The sequence below is a fragment of the Streptomyces sp. NBC_00271 genome, from assembly GCF_036178845.1.
In the GTDB taxonomy this organism is placed as follows: Bacteria; Actinomycetota; Actinomycetes; order Streptomycetales; family Streptomycetaceae; genus Streptomyces.
The window spans coordinates 3,897,878-3,919,875 of the sequence record NZ_CP108070.1 but is presented as its reverse complement, the minus strand read 5'-3'; the positions used below and the strand labels follow the sequence as shown (position 1 = coordinate 3,919,875).

Sequence of the window (21,998 nt, the reverse complement as noted above, 5' to 3'; positions counted from 1 at the left end):
CCGTCGGTCACCGACGGGCCCGTTCGACGACAGCTCCGGGTGTCAGGTCTCCAGCGGCACCAGGGGCGCGCCACGCGTCCCGGGAACCCAGCGGGGCAGGGCGTACGGCAGAGCGTCGTACCAGAGACGGGCGACCGTGAAGCCGAAGGTCAGGCACAGCATGCCGCCCACCGCGTCCAGCCAGAAGTGGTTGGCGGTGGAGACGATGACCAGCAGCGTGGCCGCCGGGTAGAGCAGGCCCAGGACGCGCACCCACGGCACCGAGGCCAGGGCGAAGATGGTCAGACCGCACCACAGGGACCAGCCGATGTGCATCGACGGCATCGCGGCGTACTGGTTCGACATGTGCTTGAGGTCCCCGGAGGCCATGGAACCCCACGTGTGGTGGACGACCACCGTGTCGACGAAGTCGCCGCCGTTCATCAGGCGGGGCGGGGCCAGCGGGAAGAAGTAGTAGCCGAGCAGGGCCACCGCCGTGGTGGCGAAGAGCGCGAGGCGCGCCGCCGCGTACCGGCCGGGGTGGCTGCGATAGAGCCACACCAGGACACCGAGCGTCACGACGAAGTGTAGCGTCGCGTAGTAGTAGTTCATCCCGATGATCAGCCATGTCGCCGAGTTCACGGCGTGGTTGACCGACTGCTCGACGGCGATCCCGAGATGGTGCTCCATGCGCCACAGCCAGTCGGCGTTGCGCAGGGCCTCCTGCTTCTGCTCGGGCACGGCGTTACGGATCAGTGAGTACGTCCAGTAACTCACGGCGATGAGCAGGATCTCGAACCAGAAGCGGGGGCGACGCGGGGTGCGCAGCCGGCGCACGAACGCCTTCCCCGCGTTCTCCTCCGCGACGGGGCGTGGAGCGGCCCGGTCCTGGCCTTCCAGTGTCGTCACGGTCGTCTCACCCATAGGCACAAAGTCTGCCAGAAAAGCGTTCCGCGACCGATCATCCCTTGGTTGGGTCCTGGCCGCACGTTCTACGACGGGAGGAGTCCTACCCGCAACGTATGCGCTCCTCCTTAGGGACGATTCCGGTCCCCAGCGGCCGAAGCGGTCGAACCGCGCACCACCAGCTCCGGCATGAACACGAATTCACTGTGCGGCGCCGGAGTTCCACCGATCTCCTCCAGCAACGTCCGCACGGCAGCCTGCCCCATGGCCGGGACCGGCTTGCGTATCGTCGTCAGAGGTGGGTCGGTGAAGGCGATCAGAGGGGAGTCGTCGAAGCCGACGACCGATATGTCCTTCGGCACCTCCAGGCCCCGCTGTCGAGCCGCCCTTATCGCACCGAGGGCCATCATGTCGCTCGCGCAGACCACCGCCGTGCACGCCCGGTCCATGAGGGCGGTGGCCGCGGCCTGACCGCCCTCCAGGGTGTACAACGAGTGCTGGACCAGTCGCTCCTCGATGTCGGCCGGGCTCAGCCCCAACTGCTCCTGCATCGTGCGCACGAAGCCCTCGATCTTCCGCTGCACGGGCACGAACCGCTTCGGACCCAGGGCGAGTCCGATGTTGGTGTGCCCGAGCGAGACGAGGTGCGTGACCGCGAGGGCCATCGCCGCGCGGTCGTCCGGGGAGATGAAGGGCGCCTGGACCTTCGGCGAGAAACCGTCGACCAGGACGAACGGGACGCCCTGGGCGCGCAGCTGCTCGTAGCGCTGCATGTCCGCCGAGGTGTCGGCGTGCAGACCGGAGACGAAGATGATGCCGGCGACGCCCCGGTCCACCAGCATCTCCGTCAGCTCGTCCTCGGTGGAGCCGCCCGGTGTCTGGGTGGCGAGGACCGGGGTGTAGCCCTGACGGGTCAGGGCCTGGCCGATGACTTGCGCCAGGGCCGGAAATATGGGGTTCTCCAGCTCCGGGGTGATCAGGCCCACCAGGCCTTCGCTGCGCTGCCGCAGCCGGACCGGGCGCTCATAGCCCAGGACGTCGAGCGCGGCCAGGACGGACTGGCGGGTGGTCGCGGCGACGCCCGGCTTCCCGTTCAGGACGCGGCTGACAGTCGCCTCGCTGACCCCCGCCTGGGCTGCGATGTCGGCAAGCCGTGTGGTCACAGGATTGGACTGTACCGGTCGCATCTCAGACTGCCCACCAGACCGTTGAATCTGCGGGCAGTTCGGTCGTTTCGGTACCCGGCTCGACGTCCGCGCTGGCGAGCAGCAGGGTGCCAGGGGTGGGCAGCGGGAGAGGGGCCGCGGTGAGGTTCACCGTGCAGACGAAGGAGCCTTCGGCGGTGTCCCGGCGGAAGGCGAGGACCCCGTCGGACGTCGGCAGCCAGGTCACCTGGCGGCCCGCGCCGAGCGCCGGGTGCTCGCGGCGCACGGCGAGCGCGCTGCGGTAGAACTCCAGCGTCGAGGTGGGGTCGCCCTCCTGCGCCTCGACCGTGAGGTTCTTCCAGGAGGCCGGCTGCGGCAGCCAGCTCGGGCCGCCCTCGACCGGGCCGAAGCCGAACGGCGCGGCCTCGCCGGACCACGGCAGCGGCACCCGGCAGCCGTCGCGGGTGCCGTCCTGGCCCGCGCTGCGGAAGAACGCCGGGTCCTGGCGGACCTCGTCGGGCAGGTCGACGACCTCGGGCAGCCCGAGCTCCTCGCCCTGGTAGAGGTACGCCGAGCCGGGCAGCGCCAGCATGAGCAGGGTCGCCGCCCGGGCCCGGCGCAGACCACGCGCCTCGTCCCCTTCCGCGAGACGCGTGGAGTGCCGTACCACGTCGTGGTTGGAGAGGACCCAGGTCGCGGGCGCGTGCACGGCGTTCATGGCGCCGAGCGAGCGGTCGATGACCTCGTGCAGGTCCGCCGCGTTCCAACCGGTGGTCAGATAGGAGAAGTTGAAGGCCTGGTGCAGCTCGTCCGGGCGCAGGTACAGCGCGCTGCGCTCGACGGTCGGCGTCCACGCCTCGGCCACCGCGATGCGCTCACCCGTGTACTCGTCGAGGATCCGCCGCCAACTGCGGTAGATCTCGTGCACGCCGTCCTGGTCGAAGTACGGCACGGCCTCGGTGCCCAGCAGCTTGACCTGCTCGTCGTGGCCGATGTCGGGCAGACCCGCCGCCTTGACGAGGCCGTGGGCGACGTCGATGCGGAAGCCGTCGATGCCGAGGTCCAGCCAGAAGCGCAGGATGGAGCGGAACTCGTCGTGGACGGCAGGGTGGTCCCAGTTGAAGTCGGGCTGCTCGGGCGCGAACAGGTGCAGGTACCACTCGCCGTCCTCGACGCGGGTCCAGGCCGGCCCGCCGAAGATGGACTCCCAGTCGTTGGGAGGCAGTTCGCCGTTGTCGCCCTTGCCGGGACGGAAGTGGAAGCGCTCCCGGATCGGCGAACCCGGGCCCTCGCGCAGCGCCTGCTTGAACCACTCGTGCTGGTCCGAGCAGTGGTTGGGCACCAGGTCGACGATCACCCGCAGCCCCAGCCCGTGCGCGTCCCGCACCAGGTCGTCGGCGTCCGTGAGGTTGCCGAACATCGGGTCCACCGCGCGGTAGTCGGCCACGTCGTAGCCCGCGTCCGCCTGCGGGGAGGCGTAGAAGGGGGACAGCCACACCGCGTCGACGCCGAGTTCCTTCAGGTACGGGAGCCGGGCCCGGACGCCGGGCAGGTCACCCATGCCGTCGCCGTTGCCGTCCGCGAAGCTGCGCGGATAGACCTGGTAGATGACCGCGTCGCGCCACCACTCCCGGCGCCCGGAGGCGGCGGAGGAGGCGTCGGTGGGGAGTGCGTCGGTGACGTGCTGGGTCATGGATTCCCTTAGGGGTGCGGGGGGAACGACGGAGGCGCTTGCTGCGTACGAGGGGTCCGCTAAGTGCGGGCGGGCCGTCAGGATTTCGTGCCTCCGGCCGTCAGACCGGAGACCAGGCTGCGCTGCACCAGCATGAAGACGAGGGCCGCCGGAAGGGTGATGATGATCGCCGTGGCCGAGGTCCACGCCCAGTCGGGCCGCTGGTCCTGCGCGAAGGTGCGGATGCCGACGGCGAGCGTGTAGTGGTCGGACTGCATGAACTGCGTGGCGTACGCGACCTCGCCCCAGGCGGTGAGGAAGCTGTAGAACGCGGTCACGGCGAGGCCCGGCTTGGCCAGCGGCACGATCAGCCGCCAGAACGTGCCGAACGGGGTGAGCCCGTCGACCCGGCCCGCCTCGTCTATCTCCTTGGGGATGGTGTCGAAGTACCCCTTCATCATCCAGGCGCAGAACGGCACCGCCGTCGTCGCGTACGCCAGGATCAGACCGAGGTAGTTGTCCAGCAGGTTCAGCTCGGACATAAGGAGATAAAGCGGCACGATCAGCACGATACTGGGGAACATCTGCGTGACCAGGAAGGTCCACATCAGCTGCCTGCTGCCGGGGAACTTCATCCGGGACACCGCGTATCCGGCGGTCGCCGCGAGGAAGACGCCGAGCACGGTGGTGCCGCCCGCCACGACGACGGTGTTCAGGAACCACTTCGGCAGGTCCGTCTGGGACAGCACATCGCTGTAGTTGTGCAGGCTGAGGTGCGAGAACACCTCGCTCGGCTGCTGCCAGGCGTTCTTCGGGCCGAGCGAGATGAACAGGATCCACATCACGGGGAAGGCCGCGATCACCGTGGCGACGATCAGCGTGCCGTGCAGGGCGATCGAGGAGCCGAGGCTGCGTTCCTCGCGGCCGCGCACCTTGCGGGGGGTGGCCACGGCGGACCGGTCGGCGGTGGCGGTCGCGGAGGACTCGTGGGTTGCTGCGGTCATGGCGAGGGCTCCTTACGCCTGCTCGGACTTCAGGGTGCTGCGGCGGTAGAAGGTCGAGAAGGCCAGCAGGAGGGCGAGGATGATGATCCCGTACGTCGCCGCGCCCGCGTAGTCCGAGATGCCGGTGAACGCCTTGCGGAAGGCGAAGGTGACGAGGATGTCGGCGTCGCCGCTCGTGTTGTTGCCCAGCAGCAGATAGATGACGTTGAACATGTTGAACGTCCAGATGCAGCCGAGCAGGATCACCGTGTTCGACACCGGGCGCAGACCGGGCAGCGTCACGTTGACGAAGCGCTGCCAGGGGGAGGCGCCGTCCATCTCGGCGGCCTCGTAGAGCTCCTTGGGGATGGACTGGAGTCCGCCGAGCACCGCGACCATGTTGAAGGGGATGCCGATCCAGACGTTCACCATGATGACGGCGATCTTCTGGGCGAGCGGGGTGCCGAGCCAGTCCTGGGCCGGCAGGCCGAACGCGGTGATGATCTCGTTGAAGACGCCGTACTGGGAGTTGAGCATCAGCCGCCAGGCGAAGACGCCGATGAACGAGGGGACGGCCCAGGGCAGGATCAGCATGGCGCGGTAGAAACCGCGGAAGCGGACCTTGCGGTTGAGCAGCACCGCGAGGCCCATGCCGATGCCGACCTGGAGGGTCACGCAGGACACCGTCCAGATGACCGTCCACAGCAGGCGGGGGTAGAAGTCGCTGTCCGCGCCCGACAGCACGTGCCAGTAGTTGTCGAGGCCGACGAACTTGTAGGTGGCCGGGCGGTGGAAGGCGCCGATGGTGGACGCCACGTTCGACTCGTTGGCGTCGGTCAGCGACTGGTAGATGCCGTACCCGAGCGGGTACAGGACGAGGACGGCGAGGACGATGGCGACCGGGGTCACCATGGCCCAGGCGTACCAGTACTTGTCCCAGGACCGCCGGAGCGCCGAAACGCGTGGGGGGCGCGCGGCGTTCTTGCCGGGCGCTGGCTGGTCGGTCTTCTCGGTGCTCGCTGCGGTCGTCATCCTCATCGGCTCTTTCGCGGCGGAAATGCGGAGGTCTGGGGCTCGGGAGATCTGGTGACCCGGGGTCCGGTGGGCCCGTGGCCCCGTGGCCCCGGGGGGCTGGTGGGCCCAGGGTCCGGGGATCCGGTGGGCCCGGGGTCCGGTGGATCCGGGGTCCGGGGAGCCGGTGGATCCGGGTTCCGGTGGGTCGGGTGGTCTGGTGGATCCGCGGTCTTGGGGCTGGTGGGCCCGGATCCAGGGATCCGGTGGGCCCGGGGTCCAGAGGCCCGGGGGCCAGGGTCCGGTGGATCCGGGATCCGGGACCCGGGGTCTGGTCACCCCCTGGTGCCAGTGCCCCAGGGGCCTGGTGGGCCCGGGATCTGGGGATCCGGGGGCCCGAGGTCTGGGGATCCGGGGGTCCGGGGTCCTGGTGGACCCCGGGATCAGGTGGGCGCCGAGATCCTGAGGGAACCGGTGACCGCAGCCCCGGGGGAGCCCCGTTCGGGGCGGCAGCGGGGAAAACGTTCCCCGGGGCTGCGCGTTCTTCGGTTACCGGTGGATCAGGGGTTGCCCGGTCAGCCGATGGTGTAGCCGGGCAGGAGCTTCTGGAACTCCTTCGCGGTGGCGTCGAGACCGGCCTTGACGTCCTCGCTGCCCTGCAGGATCTTCACGTAGTTCTGCGCGAGCGGCGTGAAGAGCGAGCCGACCTGCGGCAGCGCGACGCGCGGACGGGCGGTCTGCTCCAGGATCGGCTTGAAGCCGGCGATCTTGGCGTCGGACGTGACCTCGGCCGTGTACGCCGACTTGCGGGTCGGCAGCGTGCCGGTGCCCTTGGCGATCTCGACCTGGCTGTCCGTCGAGGTCATGAACTGGGTGAAGAGGTACCCGGCGTCCAGGTTCTTGGAGCCCTGGTAGACCGCGAGGTTGTGACCGCCGGTCGGCGCCTGGGCCTTGCCACCGGGGCCGGCCGGGACGGGCGCGTAGCCGAGGTTGGTCTCCTTGCCCTTGAAGGCGCTGCCGCTCAGGTCCTCGCTGACCGACCAGGGGCCCTGGACCAGCATGGCGACCTTGCCGGTCTTGAACGCCGTCTGCATGTTCTGGTAGGCGTTGGCGTAGTCGACCTTCATCGACGCCTCGTCCTGGATCTTCTTCGCCGTGGTGATCGCGGTGACCGCGTTGGCGTCGGAGATGGTGATCTTCTTGGCCGAGGTGTCGGCCATGTCCGCGTTGTTGCTGTAGAGCAGCGGGAGCAGGAAGTACGAGTCCGGGTTGAGGTAGGTGCCGTACGCCCCGGTCTTCTTCTTGATGGTCTTCGAGTCGGTGATGAACTCGTCCCACGTGGTCGGCGGCTGCGCGATGCCGGCCTTCTTCAGGAGGTCCTTGTTGTAGAGGAGACCCAGGGTGTCGGTGACCGAGGGGACGCCGTACGTCTTGCCGTTGTACTTGGCGGTGTTCAGCGGGCCCGAGTTGAAGTCCGAGGTGTCCTTCAGCGCGATCGTGCCGTCGAGGGGAGCGATGTAACCGAGCGAGGCGTACTCGGCCATCAGGCCGACGTCGGTGCGGACGACGTCCGGGGCGCCCTTGCCACTCTTCGCCGCCGACTTGAACTTCTGCTCGACGTCGCTGAACGGGACGCTCTGGTAGTTCACCTTGATCTTCGGGTACTTGGCCTCGAACTTCTTGATGAGAGCCTTGTACGTCGGGGCTTCGGTCGCCGCGTCCGATGTGTCCCAGTACGTGATCGTCCCGGAAATGTCGCCGACGGCCTTCGGCTTGCTCGACGAGTCGTCGTCGGAACCACCACAGGCGGTCGCGCTCAGCGCGATGACGGTCACCGCGGCGGCGATCGATATGCCACGTCGCATATGAACTCCTAGAAGAGGGTTTGCCCGGATCTTCCCTTGGGAGGACCGCGGGTGCCGTCTGTCCCATCGACGGCCGCCGGGCTGGGGAGGAAACTAACAGCGCTGCAAGTCCTTGCGAAAGACGTTGCAAGGAAATTTCCGCAAGATCCCGCAAGCGTGACGTTCCCGTTACCGCAAGGTGTCCCAAAGAGGTCGCAGAGAGGAAAGCGCCGTATCGGGTATGTCCGATACGGCGCTTTCGGTACGGGCTCCCGCGGGGGGTCCCACGGGCTCCGTACGGCCTTCCGTACAGGCTTCCGCGCGGCTCGCGGAGGCCGGCTCAGCAGCTGGTCTTGCCCGCGTAGAGCGCCAGCGCCGTGTTCGTGCCGAGCGTCGCCGTGAACTGCCCGGAGCTGTTCACCGTGACGCTGGTGTTGTTCTGGACATTGCAGTACGTCCCCGCCGCGAGGGATGTCTGATAGGTCCGGGTCAGCGAGCCCGACTCGTGGTTGATGGCCACATACCCCTTGGCGCCGCGGCCGAAGGCGATCGCGTCGTTGCCGTCGTCCCACCAGTCGGTGACCGACTGGCCCCGGGTGGCGTTGCGGAAGGCGACCATCGACTTGATCTCCGGCCAGGCGTGCTGGCACTTCCAGCCGTCCTGCCAGCAGGCGGTGACCGTGCCGCCGTTCGGTGGGCCGGCGTCCACGTCCGACCACTCGTAGCCGGAGTTGATGTCCGGGGCGCCGTACGGGTAGGCCAGCATGAAGACGTTGGCGAGGGTGTAGTTTGCCCCGTCCTTGTAGTTGAGCGTCGAGCCGTTGCGCTCGGTGTCGTGGTTGTCGACGAAGACCCCCGCGACGGAGCTGCTCATATAGCCCCAGCCCTCGCCGTAGTTCTTGAGGTAGGCGAGGTTCTCGTTGTTGAAGACCCGCTTGAGGTCGTAGGCGTACCGGAACTCCTGGACGTCGCCGTTGCCGGTGTACTCGGTCGGCTGGACCGCCTCCCCGGCGCCGTAGATGACCTCCTGCTTCCAGTACACCGACGGATTGGTCAGCCGCGACTTGATGTTGGCGAGGTCGGCCGCCGGGATGTGCTTGGCCGCGTCGATGCGGAAGCCGTCCACGCCGTACCCGAGCAGGCTGTTCATGTATCCGGCGATGGTCTTGCGGACGTACTCCTCGCCGGTGTCCAGGTCGGCGAGCCCGACGAGCTCGCAGTTCTGGACGTTGGTGCGGTTGGTGTAGTCGCTGACCGTCGCCGTGCAGTCGTCCATGTCGTACGAGGAGTACAGGCCCGGATAGTTGTACTTCGTGTACGAAGATCCGCCGGTACCGGTGCCGGAACCCGCCGCCATGTGGTTGACGACCGTGTCCGCCACGACCTTCACGCCGGCCGCGTGACAGGTGTTGATCATGTTCTGGAAGGCGGTCGCGTCACCGAGCCGCCCGGCGATCCGGTAACTCACGGGCTGGTACGAGGTCCACCACTGCGAGCCCTGTATGTGCTCGGCGGGTGGAGAGACCTGGACGTAGCCGTAACCGGCCGGGCCCAGCGTGTTGGTGCATTCCTTGGCGACCGAGTCGAATTTCCACTCGAACAGAACGGCGGTGACGTCCTTCGTGCCGGGCGGGGAAGCCGCCGCGACACCCGGGGGGAGGGCCACCGAGACCGCCAGGCCCGCCGCGAGGGCGAACGAGGCGGCAAGTGTCTTCCGGGCCATGTTTCTTGCCATGTGGGTGCTCCTGCACTTCGTCGTGCGGGTGGGGGGAACGGAAGCTATCCGTTGGTTCGGGTTTCAGCAAGATGTCGAAAGAACTTCCAACACGTGTATTGACGGGGTCCCTTGACCGCGCCCACTCTCGCAGCGCGGTCAACTTGCCTCCCCAGCAACCCAGTTGACGGCGTTCCCGCACCTCCGTCCCCCGCAAGGAGTTGCCGTCATGCGCTGGATCAGATCACGGGCGTTACCCCTGGCCGCAGCCGGACTGCTGGCCCTCGGCGCAGCCGCCGCGCTGCCCGCCCCGGCCGCCCACGCCGCCGTCTCCGACACCGGCATCCCCAACGGCGATGTGATCGCCAACCTGTGGGAGTGGAACTGGAAGTCGGTCGCCGCCGAGTGCACGAACGTCCTCGACCCGGCCGGCTACGGGGCGGTCCAGGTCGCCCCGCCCGCGGAGTCGTTGAAGCAGACGAACTACTACTGGTGGGACGTCTACCAGCCCTACGCCTACAACCTGAACAGCCGCTTCGGCACCGCGGCCCAGTTCAAGGCCATGGTCGACACGTGTCACGCGGCCGGCATCAAGGTCTACACGGACGCCGTGATCAACCACACCGCCGCCCAGACCGGCACCGGCTACAACGGCACGGTCGTCACCAACAAATACGACACTCCCGACTACGACCCCGCAGACAGCGACGACTGCACGAAGACCATCTCCAACTGGTCCGACCGGTACGAGGTCCAGCACTGCGAACTGCTCGGCCTGCCCGACCTGGACACCGCCGAGGGCGGCGTCCGCACGAAGATCATCGGCTTTCTCAACCAGCAGATCGACCTGGGTGTCGACGGCTTCCGTGTCGACGCGGCCAAGCACATCGACGCCGCCGACCTGAGCGCCGTCGTCGCTGGACTGCACACCACGACCTCCGGCGCGGCGCCGTACATCACCCAGGAGATCTACCCCGGCACCCCGCCCGCGCAGGACGAGTACTACGGCACCGGTGACGTCCTCGACTTCACCTTCGCCGCGCAGATGAAGTCCCAGTTCCAGGGCGACATCGCCAACCTGTCGAGCTTCGGCAGCAGCTGGGGCCTGACGGCCGAGGCGAACTCCAACACCTTCGTCACCAACCACGACACCGAGCGCAACGGCTACTCGCTCAGCTACAAGGACGGCGACACCGCGGTCCTCGCCAACGTCTTCCAGCTGGCCCGGGGCTACGGCCGTCCGTCCGTCTACTCCGGCTGGACCTTCAGCCAGAGCGACGAGGCCCCGCCGAACTCCGCCGGATTCGTCACCGACACCGACTGCGCGAGCGGCTGGTACTGCCTCGACCGCCACACCGCGGTCTCCGGCATGATCGGCTGGCACAATGCGGCGAGCGGCTACGCGGTCGCCAACTGGCAGTCCCCGTCCTCGAACGTCATCGGCTTCGGCAGGGGCGGCGCGGGCTTCGTCGCCATCAACAACAGCTCCGGCGCCAACACGTACACGTACACGACGGGCCTGGCCGACGGGACGTACCCGAACGTGATCGACGGTGGCGCGACCACCGTCACCGTCACGGGTGGCAAGGCCTCCCTGACCGTGCCCGCGAAGTCGGCGGTCGCCTTCTACGACCCGAACTACATCTGCACGGTGAACTGCGGCGGAGGCAGTGGGGGTGGAGGCGGCGGTGGTTCCACCAGCGTCACCGCGACCTTCGACGAGTACGCCTCGACCACCACCGGCACCGATGTGTACGTGGTCGGCTCGGTCGCGGCGCTCGGCAGCTGGAACACGGCGAACGCGGTGAAGCTGTCGTCGTCGGGCTACCCGATCTGGAAGGCCGACGTCTCCGTTCCGGCGAGCACGAGCATCGAATACAAGTACATAAAGAAGGATTCATCCGGAAACGTCACCTGGGAGTCCAACGCCAACAGGACACTCACCACCGGTACTTCGGCGGTCGAGGTCAACAACTCCTGGAACGTGGCCAGTGCCGACGCCACGGACGTGACCTTCGGAGTGAACGCCACCACCGACTACGGCACCAACGTGTACGTCGTCGGCTCCATCCCCTCCCTCGGCTCCTGGAACACCGCCGACGCGATCCCGCTGTCCTCGGCGTCGTACCCGTACTGGGGCCGACTGGTCATCGTGCCCAAGTCGACGTCGTTCGCGTACAAGTACGTCAAGAAGGACTCCTCCGGAAACGTGACGTGGGAGTCCGGCAGCAACCGTTCGTACAGCACCGGTTCGGGAACGGGCTACAGCGTCAGCGACACCTGGCGCTGAAAGTTCTTGCTCAGAGTTTCAAGACTCTTGCTGTAAAGCTTGCGTGGGCGATACCGTCGCGCCGGTCGCCCGGCATCGAGGCCGTGTCTCGGTCAAGCCGGTCCCAAACGAGCCGTTTTGAGCCGTATTCACTAGGAGTTCACGCCTGTGGCCCTGATACCGAGATGGCCGGCGCCCGGGGCGCGCCGCCGCCGCACCCCACCCCAGCGAAGAATCGCGGCCGTCGCCGTGGCCGCCCTCGCGGCAGCGTTCCTTCAGCCGATCGCGGCGCGGGCTCAGACCCCGCCCGCGCCGCCCTCGGACGCCAAGCTCGCCGCCGAACCGGCCCGGCACGACGACACGCGCGAGCAGTTCTACTTCGTGATGCCGGATCGTTTCGCCAATGGCGACACGTCCAACGACCGGGGCGGGTTGACCGGTTCGCGCCTCGCCACCGGGTACGACCCCACGGACAAGGGCTTCTACCAGGGCGGCGACCTGAAGGGGCTGACCGGCAAGCTCGACTACATCAAGAAGCTCGGCACCACCGCCATCTGGATGGCGCCGATCTTCAAGAACCAGCCCGTGCAGGGCGAGGGCGGCAACGCCTCGGCCGGGTACCACGGTTACTGGATCACGGACTTCACCCAGGTCGACCCGCACTTCGGCACCAACAAGGACCTCGCCACCCTCATCTCCAAGGCGCACGCCAAGGGCATGAAGGTCTTCTTCGACGTCATCACCAACCACACCGCCGACGTCGTCGACTACGAGGGCAAGTCCTACGACTACCTCTCCAAGGGGGCCTTCCCGTATCTGACCAAGGACGGGAAGCCCTTCGACGACGCCGACTACGCGGACGGGAAGAAGACCTTCCCCGCCGTCACCACCGCGTCCTTCCCGAAGACCCCGACCGTCCCCGCCGACAAGGCGAACGTGAAGGTCCCGTCCTGGCTCAACGACCCGACGATGTACCACGATCGCGGCGACTCGACCTACGCGGGTGAGAACGCCACCTACGGCGACTTCTCCGGCCTCGACGACCTGTGGACCGAGCGTCCCGAGGTCGTCAGCGGCATGGAGAAGATCTACGAGAAATGGGTCAGGGACTTCGGCGTCGACGGCTTCCGGATCGACACCGTGAAGCACGTGGACATGGAGTTCTGGACGCAGTGGGCCACCGCGCTCGACAGGTACGCGGCCGAGCGGGGCAGGAAGAACTTCTTCATGTTCGGCGAGGTCTACTCCGCCGACACGTCGATCACTTCCCCGTACGTCACCCAGGGCCGGCTGGACGCCACCCTCGACTTCCCCTTCCAGGACGCGGCACGCTCGTACGCCTCCCAGGGCGGCAGCGCCAAGAAGCTCGCCTCGGTCTTCGGTGACGACTACAAGTACACGACCGACAAGGCCAACGCGTACGAGCAGGTCACCTTCCTCGGCAACCACGACATGGGCCGCATCGGGTACTTCCTGAACCAGGACAACCCGAAGGCCACCGACGCCGAGCTGGTGAAGAAGGACGAGCTCGCCAACGCACTGATGTTCCTCAGCCGCGGCAACCCGGTCGTCTACTACGGCGACGAGCAGGGCTTCACCGGCGCGGGCGGCGACAAGGACGCCCGCCAGACGATGTTCGCCTCCAAGGTCGCCGACTACCTCGACGACGACGAGCTCGGCACCGACCGCACGCACGCGAGCGACGCCTACGACACGAGTGCACCGCTCTACAAGGAGATCGCCGCTCTCTCGAAGCTCCGCAAGGACAACCCGGCCCTCGCGGACGGGGTGCAGAGCGAGCGGTACGCGGCCGACGGGGCGGGTATCTACGCCTTCTCCCGTACGGGCGGCAACGGGACCGAGTACCTCGTCGCCCTCAACAACGCGGGCGAGGCGAAGACGGCGACCTTCGCGACCGGCTCCGCCGACATGACCTTCCAGGGGATCTACGGGACCTCGTCCCGACTGACGAGCGACGCCGACAAGAACGTCACCGTCACCGTCCCGGCGGGTTCCGCCGTCGTCCTCAAGGCGGCCCGCCCCCTCGGCGCCCCCGCCGCGAAGTCCTCGCTCACCCTGAAGGCGCCGGACGCGGGCGCGACCGGCACCGTCGAGCTCGGCGCCGACGTCACCGGCGGTCAGCTCGACCGTGTCGTCTTCGCCGCCCAGGTCGGCAACGGGAAGTGGCGGACGCTCGGCTCCGCCGACCACGCCCCGTACAAGGTCACCCAGGTCATCGGCGAGGACGTACCCGCCGGTACCGCCCTGCGCTACAAGGCGGTGGTCGTCGACTCGGCCGGGCGGACCGCGAGTGCGACGGCCACGAGCACCACCGGAACCCCGCCCGCCCCCGAAGTCCCCACCGCCTCCTCGCGCGACTACGCGATCGTCCACTACAAGCGCACCGACGGCGACTACACCGACTGGCGGCTGTACGCCTGGGGCGACCTGGCCGACGGCGAGTCGACGACCTGGCCCGCGGGCCACGACTTCATCGGCCGGGACGCCTACGGGGCCTTCGCCTACGTGAAGTTGAAGCCCGGCGCCTCCAGTGTCGGCTTCCTCGTCATCGACAAGGACGGCAACAAGGACGTCGCCACCGACCGCACGATCGACGTCACCAAGACCGGCGAGGTCTGGGTCGAGCAGGGCAAGGAGGCCGTACAGACCCAGCGGCCCGACTACCCGGCGCAGGACACGACCAAGGCCGTACTGCACTACCACCGTGCCGACGGCGACTACACCGGCTGGGGACTGCACGTCTGGACCGGGGCCGCGACGCCCACGGACTGGTCCAAGCCCCTGGAGCCGGTGAAGACCGACGCCTATGGCGCCGTCTTCGAGGTGCCGCTCGCCGCGGGTGCCACCAGCCTCAGCTACATCCTCCACAAGGGCGACGAGAAGGACCTCCCGACCGACCAGTCGCTCGACCTCACCGCGAACGGCCACGAGGTGTGGCTGGTGAACGGGCAGGAGAAGTACCTGCTCCCGCAGCCCGCGGGCAGCGCGGCCGCGCTCGACCCGGCCACCTCCAAGGCGGTCTGGATCGACCGGAACACGGTCGCCTGGAACGGCTCCGAGGCCGCGGCCTCCACCCAGTTGCTGTACTCCCACGACGGGTCGATCGCCGTCAAGGACGGGACGCTGACCAGCGACGACGAGCGCTGGCTCCGGCTGTCGAAGACCACCCTCAGCGACGCCCAGAAGGCCGCCTTCCCGCATCTCAAGGACTACACCGCCTGGTCCGTCGACCCGCGCGACCGGAGCCGGGTGAAGGAGGCCCTGAACGGTCAGGTCGTCGCCTCGCAACGGGCCGCGAACGGCGCCGTGCTCGCCGCGACCGGCGTCCAGATCGCCGGCGTACTGGACGATCTGTACGACGCGACCAAGGCACAGCTGGGTCCGACGTTCCGCGACGGGCGTCCCACGCTGGCCGTGTGGGCGCCGACCGCGCAGAGCGTGGCACTTGAGCTCGACGGCTCCACGGTCGCCATGAAGAGGAACGACACCACCGGCGTCTGGTCCGTCACCGGCGCGAAGTCCTGGCGGAACAAGCCCTACCGGTACGTCGTGAAGGTGTGGGCGCCCACCGTCCGCAAGGTCGTCACCAACAAGGTCACCGACCCCTACTCGCTCGCCCTCACCGCCGACTCCGAGCGCAGTCTCGTCGTCGACCTGAAGGACAAGTCCCTCGCCCCGAGCGGCTGGTCCTCCCTGAAGAAGCCCAAGGCCGTGCCGCTGCGGGACGCCCAGATCCAGGAGCTGCACATCCGGGACTTCTCGGTGGCGGACAAGACCGTCCCGGCGAAGGACCAGGGCACCTACCTCGCCTTCACCGACAAGAACAGCGACGGCTCCAGGCACCTTCGGGCCCTCGCCGCGTCGGGCACCTCGTACGTCCACCTCCTGCCCGCCTTCGACATCGCCACCGTCCCCGAGAAGAAGTCCGAGCAGGCGACCACCAACTGTGACCTCGCCTCCTACCCCGCCGACTCCCAGAAGCAGCAGGAGTGCGTCGCCGCGATCGCCGCGAAGGACGCCTACAACTGGGGCTACGACCCGTACCACTACACGGTCCCGGAGGGCTCGTACGCGAGCGACCCGGACGGCACCGGCCGGACGGTCGAGTTCCGCCGGATGGTCAAGTCGCTGAACGAGGACGGCCTGCGGGTCGTCATGGACGTGGTCTACAACCACACGGCCGCCAGTGGTCAGGCGGACACCTCCGTGCTCGACAGGATCGTGCCCGGCTACTACCAGCGGCTCCTCGCCGACGGGTCCGTCGCCACCTCCACCTGCTGCGCGGGCACGGCCACCGAGAACGACATGATGGGCAAGCTGGTGGTGGACTCGATCGTCACCTGGGCCAAGGAGTACAAGGTCGACGGCTTCCGCTTCGACCTCATGGGGCACCACCCCAAGGCCAACATCCTGGCGGTCCGCAAGGCCCTCGACGCGCTGACCCCGGCGAAGGACGGGGTCGACGGAAAGAAGATCATCCTGTACGGGGAGGGCTGGAACTTCGGGGAGGTCGCCGACGACGCCCGTTTCGAACAGGCCACCCAGAAGAACATGGCGGGGACCGGCATCGCGACCTTCTCCGACCGGGCGCGCGACGCCGTGCGCGGCGGGAGCCCCTTCGACTCCGACCCCGGCGTCCAGGGCTTCGCCTCGGGGCTGTACACCGACCCCAACTCCTCGACCGCCAACGGTACTTCGGCCGAGCGGAAGGCCCGGCTGCTGCACTACCAGGACCTCATCAAGATCGGGCTCAGCGGCAACCTCGCCACCTACCGCTTCACCGACACCGACGGCAAGGAGGTCAAGGGCTCCGAGGTCGACTACAACGGCCAGCCGGCCGGATACGCGGCGGCACCGGGTGACGCCCTCGCGTACGCCGACGCGCACGACAACGAGTCCCTGTACGACGCCCTCACCTACAAGCTGCCCGCCACGACCAGCGCGGACGACCGGGCGCGGATGCAGGTCCTCGCCATGGCGACCGCCGCCCTCTCCCAGGGCCCGTCGCTCTCCCAGGCGGGCTCCGACCTGCTGCGCTCCAAGTCCCTCGACCGCAACTCGTTCGACAGCGGCGACTGGTTCAACGCCATCCACTGGGACTGCCGGGACGGCAACGGCTTCGGACGCGGACTGCCGATGGCGGCCGACAACGCGTCCAAGTGGCCCTACGCCACACCCCTGTTGAGCACCGTCAAGGTGGGATGCCCGCAGATCGAGGGCAGCTCTGCCGCGTACCAGGACCTGGAGCGGATCCGTACGACCGAGAACGTCTTCTCGCTGTCCACCGCCGGGCAGGTGCAGTCGAAGCTCTCCTTCCCGCTGTCCGGCAAGGACGAGACGCCCGGCGTGATCACGATGGAGCTCGGCGACCTCGTCGTCGTCTTCAACGCGACACCGAAGGCACAGGAGCAGACGGTCGGCGCCCTGGCCGGGACGGCGTACGCGCTGCACCCGGTGCAGGCGGCGGGCGCCGACCCTATCGTCAAATCCTCCTCTTACGAGGCGAAAACGGGCACGTTCGCCGTTCCGGGGCGCACTGTGGCGGTATTCTCCCGGACCTCCTGAAAGGGCATTACCTTGGTGGGGCAGACCTCGATCCCGGTCTGCCCCACCGGCGTGTCCAGAGGCTGGCAGATGGACGTCAACGGCAAGCGGACAGACACGACCGTGCTGGTCGTGGACGATGTGGCGGCCAGTCGGTACGCCATGAGCGCCGTGCTGCGCCGCGCCGGCCACCAGGTCGTCCCGGTCGCCAGCGGCTCCGAGGCGCTCGTCGAACTCGACGTACGGCTGCGCAAGGGCACCCTGCCCGACGTGGCGCTCGTCGATGTGGACCTGCCGGACATGAGCGGCTTCGAACTGTGCCGCCGGCTCAAGGCCCGGCCCCACATGGCCGGCCTGCCCGTCGTGCACTTCTCGGCCGCCGCCGTGGACGCGGGGGATCGCTGCCGAGGCCTCGACGTGGGCGGCGAGGCGTATCTGACGGTGCCCGCCGAGCCCGAGGAGATCGACGCGGTGGTCCGGGCCGCGGTGCGCACCGCCCGTCTCAGGGCCGGCGACCAGGCGCTGGCACGGCGGCTGACCCGGCTGGCGGAGACGGTCGTCGCCATCCAGACGGCGCGCTCCCCGCAGGAACTCGCCGACGCCGCCGCCGACGGCGCCGCGCGGCTCACCGGCTCGCCCGCCGCCGTCTTCGTCCTCGGCCCGGACGACGAGCTGTACCGCGGCACCTCACGGGACCGCACCTCGCTCGCGATGCCCGACGAGGGCGCCCACCGGGCCGTCGCCGGACTGCTCCGACGGCTCACCCGGGGGCAGTCGGGCGTCCAGATCACCACGGTGCCCGCGCCGCTGTGGCCGGCCGGGTTCTTCCGGCCGGGCGTGCAGCACGACGCCCGCCTGGCGCTGATCCCCATCCAGGAGGGCCGGGCCTCGGTGTGCCTCGCCACGCCCACCCGCGGGGTGCGCCGGGTCAGTCCCGAGGACGAGGCCCTGCTGGCCCGGCTCGCCGAGGCCACCGCGCTCGCCGCCGAACCGCTGCTCATGTACCAGGTCGAACGGCACGTCGCCCTCACCCTCCAGCACAGCTTCCTGCCCCAGCCACACCGGCTGCCCGAACTGCCGGGCGTCGACGTCGTGGTCCGGTACGTGCCCGCCTCCGCGGAGACCGAGATCGGCGGCGACTTCTACGCGGCCCTGCGCACCGGCGAGGGCGTGCTCACCGCGGTCGGCGACGTCGTCGGGCACTCGCTGGAGGCGGCCACCGTCATGGTCGAGATCAGGCACGCGCTGCGCGCCTACTGTGTCGAGGAGAGCGACCCGGCCGTGCTGGCCGAGCGCCTCGACCGGATGCTCCAGCGCTACCACCCGGGCATCACCACGACCGTGTGCCTGGTCCTGGTCGACCCCGCCACCGGACGCACCCGCATCGCCAACGCCGGCCACATCCCGCCGCTGATCATCCGGGACAACGGGGGCGCCGACTACTCCAAGGCCGCAGGGCCGCTGCTCGGTGTGGGTCTGCCCCACCCGCCGCCCACGGAGCTGTTCCTCGAACCCACCGACCGGCTCCTCATGGTCACCGACGGCCTGATCGAGACCCGGGGCACCGATCTGGCGGTCTCGATGGAGCACCTCCGCGCCGCCGCCAGCGGCGCCCTGCCCGGCCTGGACGCCCTCTGCGACACCCTGCTCGACTGCTTCGGCCGGGACCGCGAGGACGACATCGCACTGCTGGCGCTGCGGCTAGGGTGACCGGGAAACCCTAGAACAGGAGTGCCCATGCCGCAGATCACCGTCGACTACTCCTACTCGCTCGACGACGCCTTCGACCAGCGCGGCTTCGCGCTCGCGCTGCACCCGGTGGTCGTCGAGACGGCGGCCGCGCGCATCGAGGCGTGCAAGACGCGGTTCCGGTGCACCGATGAAGAGGTGGTGGGGGCGGGGGAGGACGGACACGCCATCGTGCACATCACGCTCGCCCTGCTCCCGGGCCGCACCGACGAGACCAAGGCCAAGCTCACCGAAGCCGTACTGGAGCTGCTGCGCAAGCACATCGAGCCCACCGACGGGGTCTCGACGGTGCACGCGTCCGCCGAGGTACGTGACCTCGACCCGTCGTACCGGAAGTACGAGGAGTAGAGGCCGCCGGGCCTACGAGGCCGGGGGTGAGGCCAGCGCGATCAACCGGACGGCGAGGTCGGTGAACGGCCCGTCGCCCGGGTCGCCCTTGAGCGCCCGGCGCAGCAGCGCGCCGAGTTCCTCGTCGTGCGTGGCGCTCACCGCGGCCAGCGCCGCGAAGTCCTGCACGAGCTGCACCTCCAGCTCGCCGCGCGGAATCCGCCGCCCGTCCAGCCAGATCAGCGCCGTCGACTCGACGAGCGAGATCCAGGAGCGGATCACCAGTTCCAGGCGGGCGGGCGGGTCCTCGACCTTCAGATGCGACAGGATCTGGACGTAGGCGGCCTGCCGCACGGCGTCGACGAGCGCGTTGGTCTTCGAGGAGCCGACCGCGGGACCGCCGCGCATCAACGCCGAGAAACCGGGCCCGTGGTCGTCCACGAAGTCGAAGAATCGGCGCATGACCCGCAGCAGCCGCGAGCCCAGCGGGCCCTCGTGCGGCTCCACGAAGCGACTCGCGAGTTCGTCCGAGGCACGCTGCAACGCCGCCTCGTACAGGCTGAGTTTGCCGGGGAAGTAGTGGTAGACCAACGGCCGTGAGATACCCGCGGCCGAGGCTATCTCGTCGATGGAGACCTCGTCGGGTGAGCGTCGGCTGAAGAGGTCGAGGGCGACGCCGATCAACTGCTGTCGCCGCTCCTCGACACCCATCCTGCGGCGTACCCCGATTGTCATACGAACACCTTACCGATCGGATCCGGCCCCGAACGGGCCGGTCCGGCCATGGTCGTTCACATGTCCAACACGATGCGATCACCGAGCGCCCGCGAAACACAGATCAGCATCGAGTCACCACGCTCCGTGTCGGTGAGCAGTTCGTCGCGGTGCTCGATCTCCCCTTCCAGCACCCGCTGTCGGCAGGTTCCGCAGAATCCCTGCTCGCAGGAGTAGGCGGTGTCGGGCAGTTCGGCGCGTACGGCGGCGAGCACGGTGGTGTCGGCGGCGACGCTCACCGTACGTCCGCTGCGGCGCAGTTCGACCTCGAAGGCACCGTTGCCCTCGGCGGAGGTGCTCGGCGTGAACCGCTCCAGGTGCAGCGCCGCACCGTCGGGCAGCCGGCGTCCGACCGCCTCCATCAGCCCCTCGGGGCCACAGCAGTGGACGGCCGCGCCCGCCGGCACGTCCGCGAACAGCGCGTCGAGATCGGGCCGTCCGTCCTCGTCCTCGGCCACGACGGTGACCCGGCCGCCGCGCAGCTTCCCGATCTCCTCCAGGAACGGCATCGACGCGCGCGTCCGGCCGCCGTACAGCAGCCGCCACTCCGCGCGGTCCTGGACCACCCGCAGCATCGGCAGGATCGGTGTGATCCCGATGCCGCCCGCGACGAAGACGTACGCGGGCGCAGGCGCGAGGGGGAACCGGTTGCGCGGCCCCCGCACCTCGACCTCCATGCCCTCCCGGAGCTGTTCGTGGACCTCGCGCGACCCGCCCCGCCCGTCCTCGACCAGCCGGGTTGCGACGGTGTACGACGAGGTGTCCTCCGGGTCCCCGCACAGCGAGTACTGCCGTACGAGCCCCGAGGGCAGGACGAGGTCGAGGTGGGCGCCGGGCTCCCAGCGCGGCAGGTCGTGCCCCTCCAGACGCAGTTGTACGACCCCGTCGGCGACGCGCTCGTGCCGGGTGACCGGCAGCCGCAGCGTCCGGGAGCGCGGCCGGCCGGAGATCGGCTCCTCCAGGGCGGGCAGCGGCCACAGCGGCGAGACCTCGATCCGGCGGCGCAGCGCCCGCCGGGCGAGCAGGGCCGCACCGGCGACGGCGGCGACGGTCCGCAGCCGGGGCGTCATTCGGCTCTCCTCTCGGCAGCCGTCGCCGCCGGTGACGAGGCGAGATAGGCGACCGCCTGCTCGGTCGAACCCTCCTGGGAGGGGTGGTAGGTGCGGCTGAGATAGCGGGGAATGGACTTGAGCATGTCGCCGGTCGACGGCAGCACGCCCCGCTTCCCGCTCAGGTAGAACTCCTTGAAGCTCGCCCTGCCCGCCGTGAGGGTCGGGTCGTTCTCCATGAAGAACCGCGCCCCGCGCTGCCAGAGGAAGACCAGGGCGGTGAAGGCCGTGGCCCAGGTCCGGGCGCGGCGCCGGTAGCTCCCGTCGACGTGGAGGAAGAGTTCGAAGGCCACGGACCGGTGCTCGACCTCCTCCGCGCCGTGCCAGCGCATCAGGTCCAGCATGGTGGGATCGGCGCCGCGCCGGTCCAACTCCTCGGCGTTCAGGATCCAGTCGCCGAGGAAGGCGGTGTAGTGCTCGATCGCCGCGATGATCGCGACGCGCTCCATCAGCCACCATTTGCGGGCCCTGCCCGGCGGCAGGGTGCGGTCGCCGAGCAGCTTCTCGAAGAACCAGTCGACCTGGGCGGTGTACGGCGTCGGATCGAGCCCGAGTTCCCTGAGGTGGGGGAGGACCTCGTCGTGGGCCTGCGAGTGCATCGCCTCCTGCCCGATGAACCCGATGACGTCCGCGCGCAGCCGCTCGTCCCGGATGTAGGGCAGTACCTGCTTGTACACGTGCACGAACCAGCGCTCACCGGCAGGCAGCAGCAGGTGCAGCACGTTCATGGTGTGCGTGGCGAACGGCTCCCCCGGCACCCAGTGCAGCGGTGTGTCCTCCCAGGAGAACGACACCTTCCGGGCCTTGAGCGGTATCCGCTCGGACTCGACCGGCCGGGGCAGCCGGGCGGCATGCTTGTTAGACATGCCGTCAATGTACTGACGGGTAAGTGCGGGGAGAACCCCCGTGCGCCCCACTTGTTGACGCGAGGGTCGGCTGTGACACCCCGAG

Annotated in this window: 14 protein-coding genes; 4 read left to right on the top strand and 10 right to left on the bottom strand. The window is 68.9% G+C overall.

All coding sequences use genetic code 11. From position 1 onward, the window contains the following. Positions 1-42: 42 nt before the first annotated feature. The 7 genes from OG798_RS18220 to OG798_RS18190 form a co-directional block, all read right to left on the bottom strand. The gene (locus tag OG798_RS18220; protein ID WP_267061547.1) at positions 43-903 is read right to left on the bottom strand and encodes a phosphatase PAP2 family protein; all 861 of its coding nucleotides are present in this window, start codon (positions 901-903) and stop codon (positions 43-45) included. A 110-nt stretch (positions 904-1,013) separates the two neighbouring features. Then, the gene (locus OG798_RS18215; RefSeq protein WP_121418523.1) at positions 1,014-2,048 is read right to left on the bottom strand and encodes a LacI family DNA-binding transcriptional regulator; all 1,035 of its coding nucleotides are present in this window, start codon (positions 2,046-2,048) and stop codon (positions 1,014-1,016) included. Between the two features lie 25 nt (positions 2,049-2,073). Further along, positions 2,074-3,723, bottom strand: a complete 1,650-nt coding sequence (locus OG798_RS18210) for a glycoside hydrolase family 13 protein (protein WP_328757308.1) — start codon at positions 3,721-3,723, stop codon at positions 2,074-2,076. A 77-nt stretch (positions 3,724-3,800) separates the two neighbouring features. Then, positions 3,801-4,706, bottom strand: coding sequence for a sugar ABC transporter permease (locus OG798_RS18205; protein WP_095855052.1), 906 nt, complete (start codon positions 4,704-4,706; stop codon positions 3,801-3,803). A 12-nt stretch (positions 4,707-4,718) separates the two neighbouring features. Beyond that, complete coding sequence (locus OG798_RS18200) at positions 4,719-5,717, bottom strand: carbohydrate ABC transporter permease (RefSeq protein WP_095855053.1); 999 nt, start codon at positions 5,715-5,717, stop codon at positions 4,719-4,721. 554 nt (positions 5,718-6,271) lie between these two features. Next, on the bottom strand, positions 6,272-7,561 hold the full coding sequence (locus tag OG798_RS18195; protein ID WP_095855054.1) for an extracellular solute-binding protein: 1,290 nt from the start codon (positions 7,559-7,561) through the stop codon (positions 6,272-6,274). A gap of 319 nt (positions 7,562-7,880) precedes the next feature. Next, the gene (locus OG798_RS18190; RefSeq protein ID WP_121416384.1) at positions 7,881-9,263 is read right to left on the bottom strand and encodes an alpha-amylase; all 1,383 of its coding nucleotides are present in this window, start codon (positions 9,261-9,263) and stop codon (positions 7,881-7,883) included. Positions 9,264-9,483: 220 nt separating this feature from the next. On the opposite strand from OG798_RS18190, the gene OG798_RS18185 reads away from it, so the two are divergent. The 4 genes from OG798_RS18185 to OG798_RS18170 all read left to right on the top strand — a co-directional run bounded on the left by OG798_RS18185 (position 9,484) and on the right by OG798_RS18170 (position 19,185). After that, complete coding sequence (locus OG798_RS18185) at positions 9,484-11,544, top strand: carbohydrate-binding module family 20 domain-containing protein (protein ID WP_328757307.1); 2,061 nt, start codon at positions 9,484-9,486, stop codon at positions 11,542-11,544. Between the two features lie 153 nt (positions 11,545-11,697). Next, the gene (gene pulA, locus OG798_RS18180; RefSeq protein ID WP_328760044.1) at positions 11,698-17,109 is read left to right on the top strand and encodes a pullulanase-type alpha-1,6-glucosidase; all 5,412 of its coding nucleotides are present in this window, start codon (positions 11,698-11,700) and stop codon (positions 17,107-17,109) included. Positions 17,110-17,178: 69 nt separating this feature from the next. After that, entirely contained in the window at positions 17,179-18,798 is a 1,620-nt protein-coding gene (locus tag OG798_RS18175) for a fused response regulator/phosphatase (RefSeq protein WP_328760043.1), read from the top strand. 27 nt (positions 18,799-18,825) lie between these two features. After that, entirely contained in the window at positions 18,826-19,185 is a 360-nt protein-coding gene (locus OG798_RS18170) for a 5-carboxymethyl-2-hydroxymuconate Delta-isomerase (RefSeq protein WP_067363410.1), read from the top strand. Positions 19,186-19,197: 12 nt separating this feature from the next. On the opposite strand, the gene OG798_RS18165 is transcribed toward OG798_RS18170, so the two are convergent. Genes OG798_RS18165 through OG798_RS18155 form a run of 3 tightly spaced genes read right to left on the bottom strand, consistent with a single transcriptional unit; the run spans position 19,198 to position 21,913 of the window. Continuing rightward, positions 19,198-19,899 (bottom strand): TetR/AcrR family transcriptional regulator, encoded by a 702-nt coding sequence (locus OG798_RS18165; protein WP_121416386.1) that lies wholly within the window; start codon positions 19,897-19,899, stop codon positions 19,198-19,200. A 56-nt stretch (positions 19,900-19,955) separates the two neighbouring features. Beyond that, positions 19,956-21,008, bottom strand: a complete 1,053-nt coding sequence (locus OG798_RS18160; protein ID WP_328757306.1) for a PDR/VanB family oxidoreductase — start codon at positions 21,006-21,008, stop codon at positions 19,956-19,958. After that, the gene (locus tag OG798_RS18155; protein WP_095855059.1) at positions 21,005-21,913 is read right to left on the bottom strand and encodes a metal-dependent hydrolase; all 909 of its coding nucleotides are present in this window, start codon (positions 21,911-21,913) and stop codon (positions 21,005-21,007) included. The genes OG798_RS18160 and OG798_RS18155 overlap by 4 nt, the downstream gene beginning before the upstream one ends. Positions 21,914-21,998 lie beyond the last annotated feature (85 nt).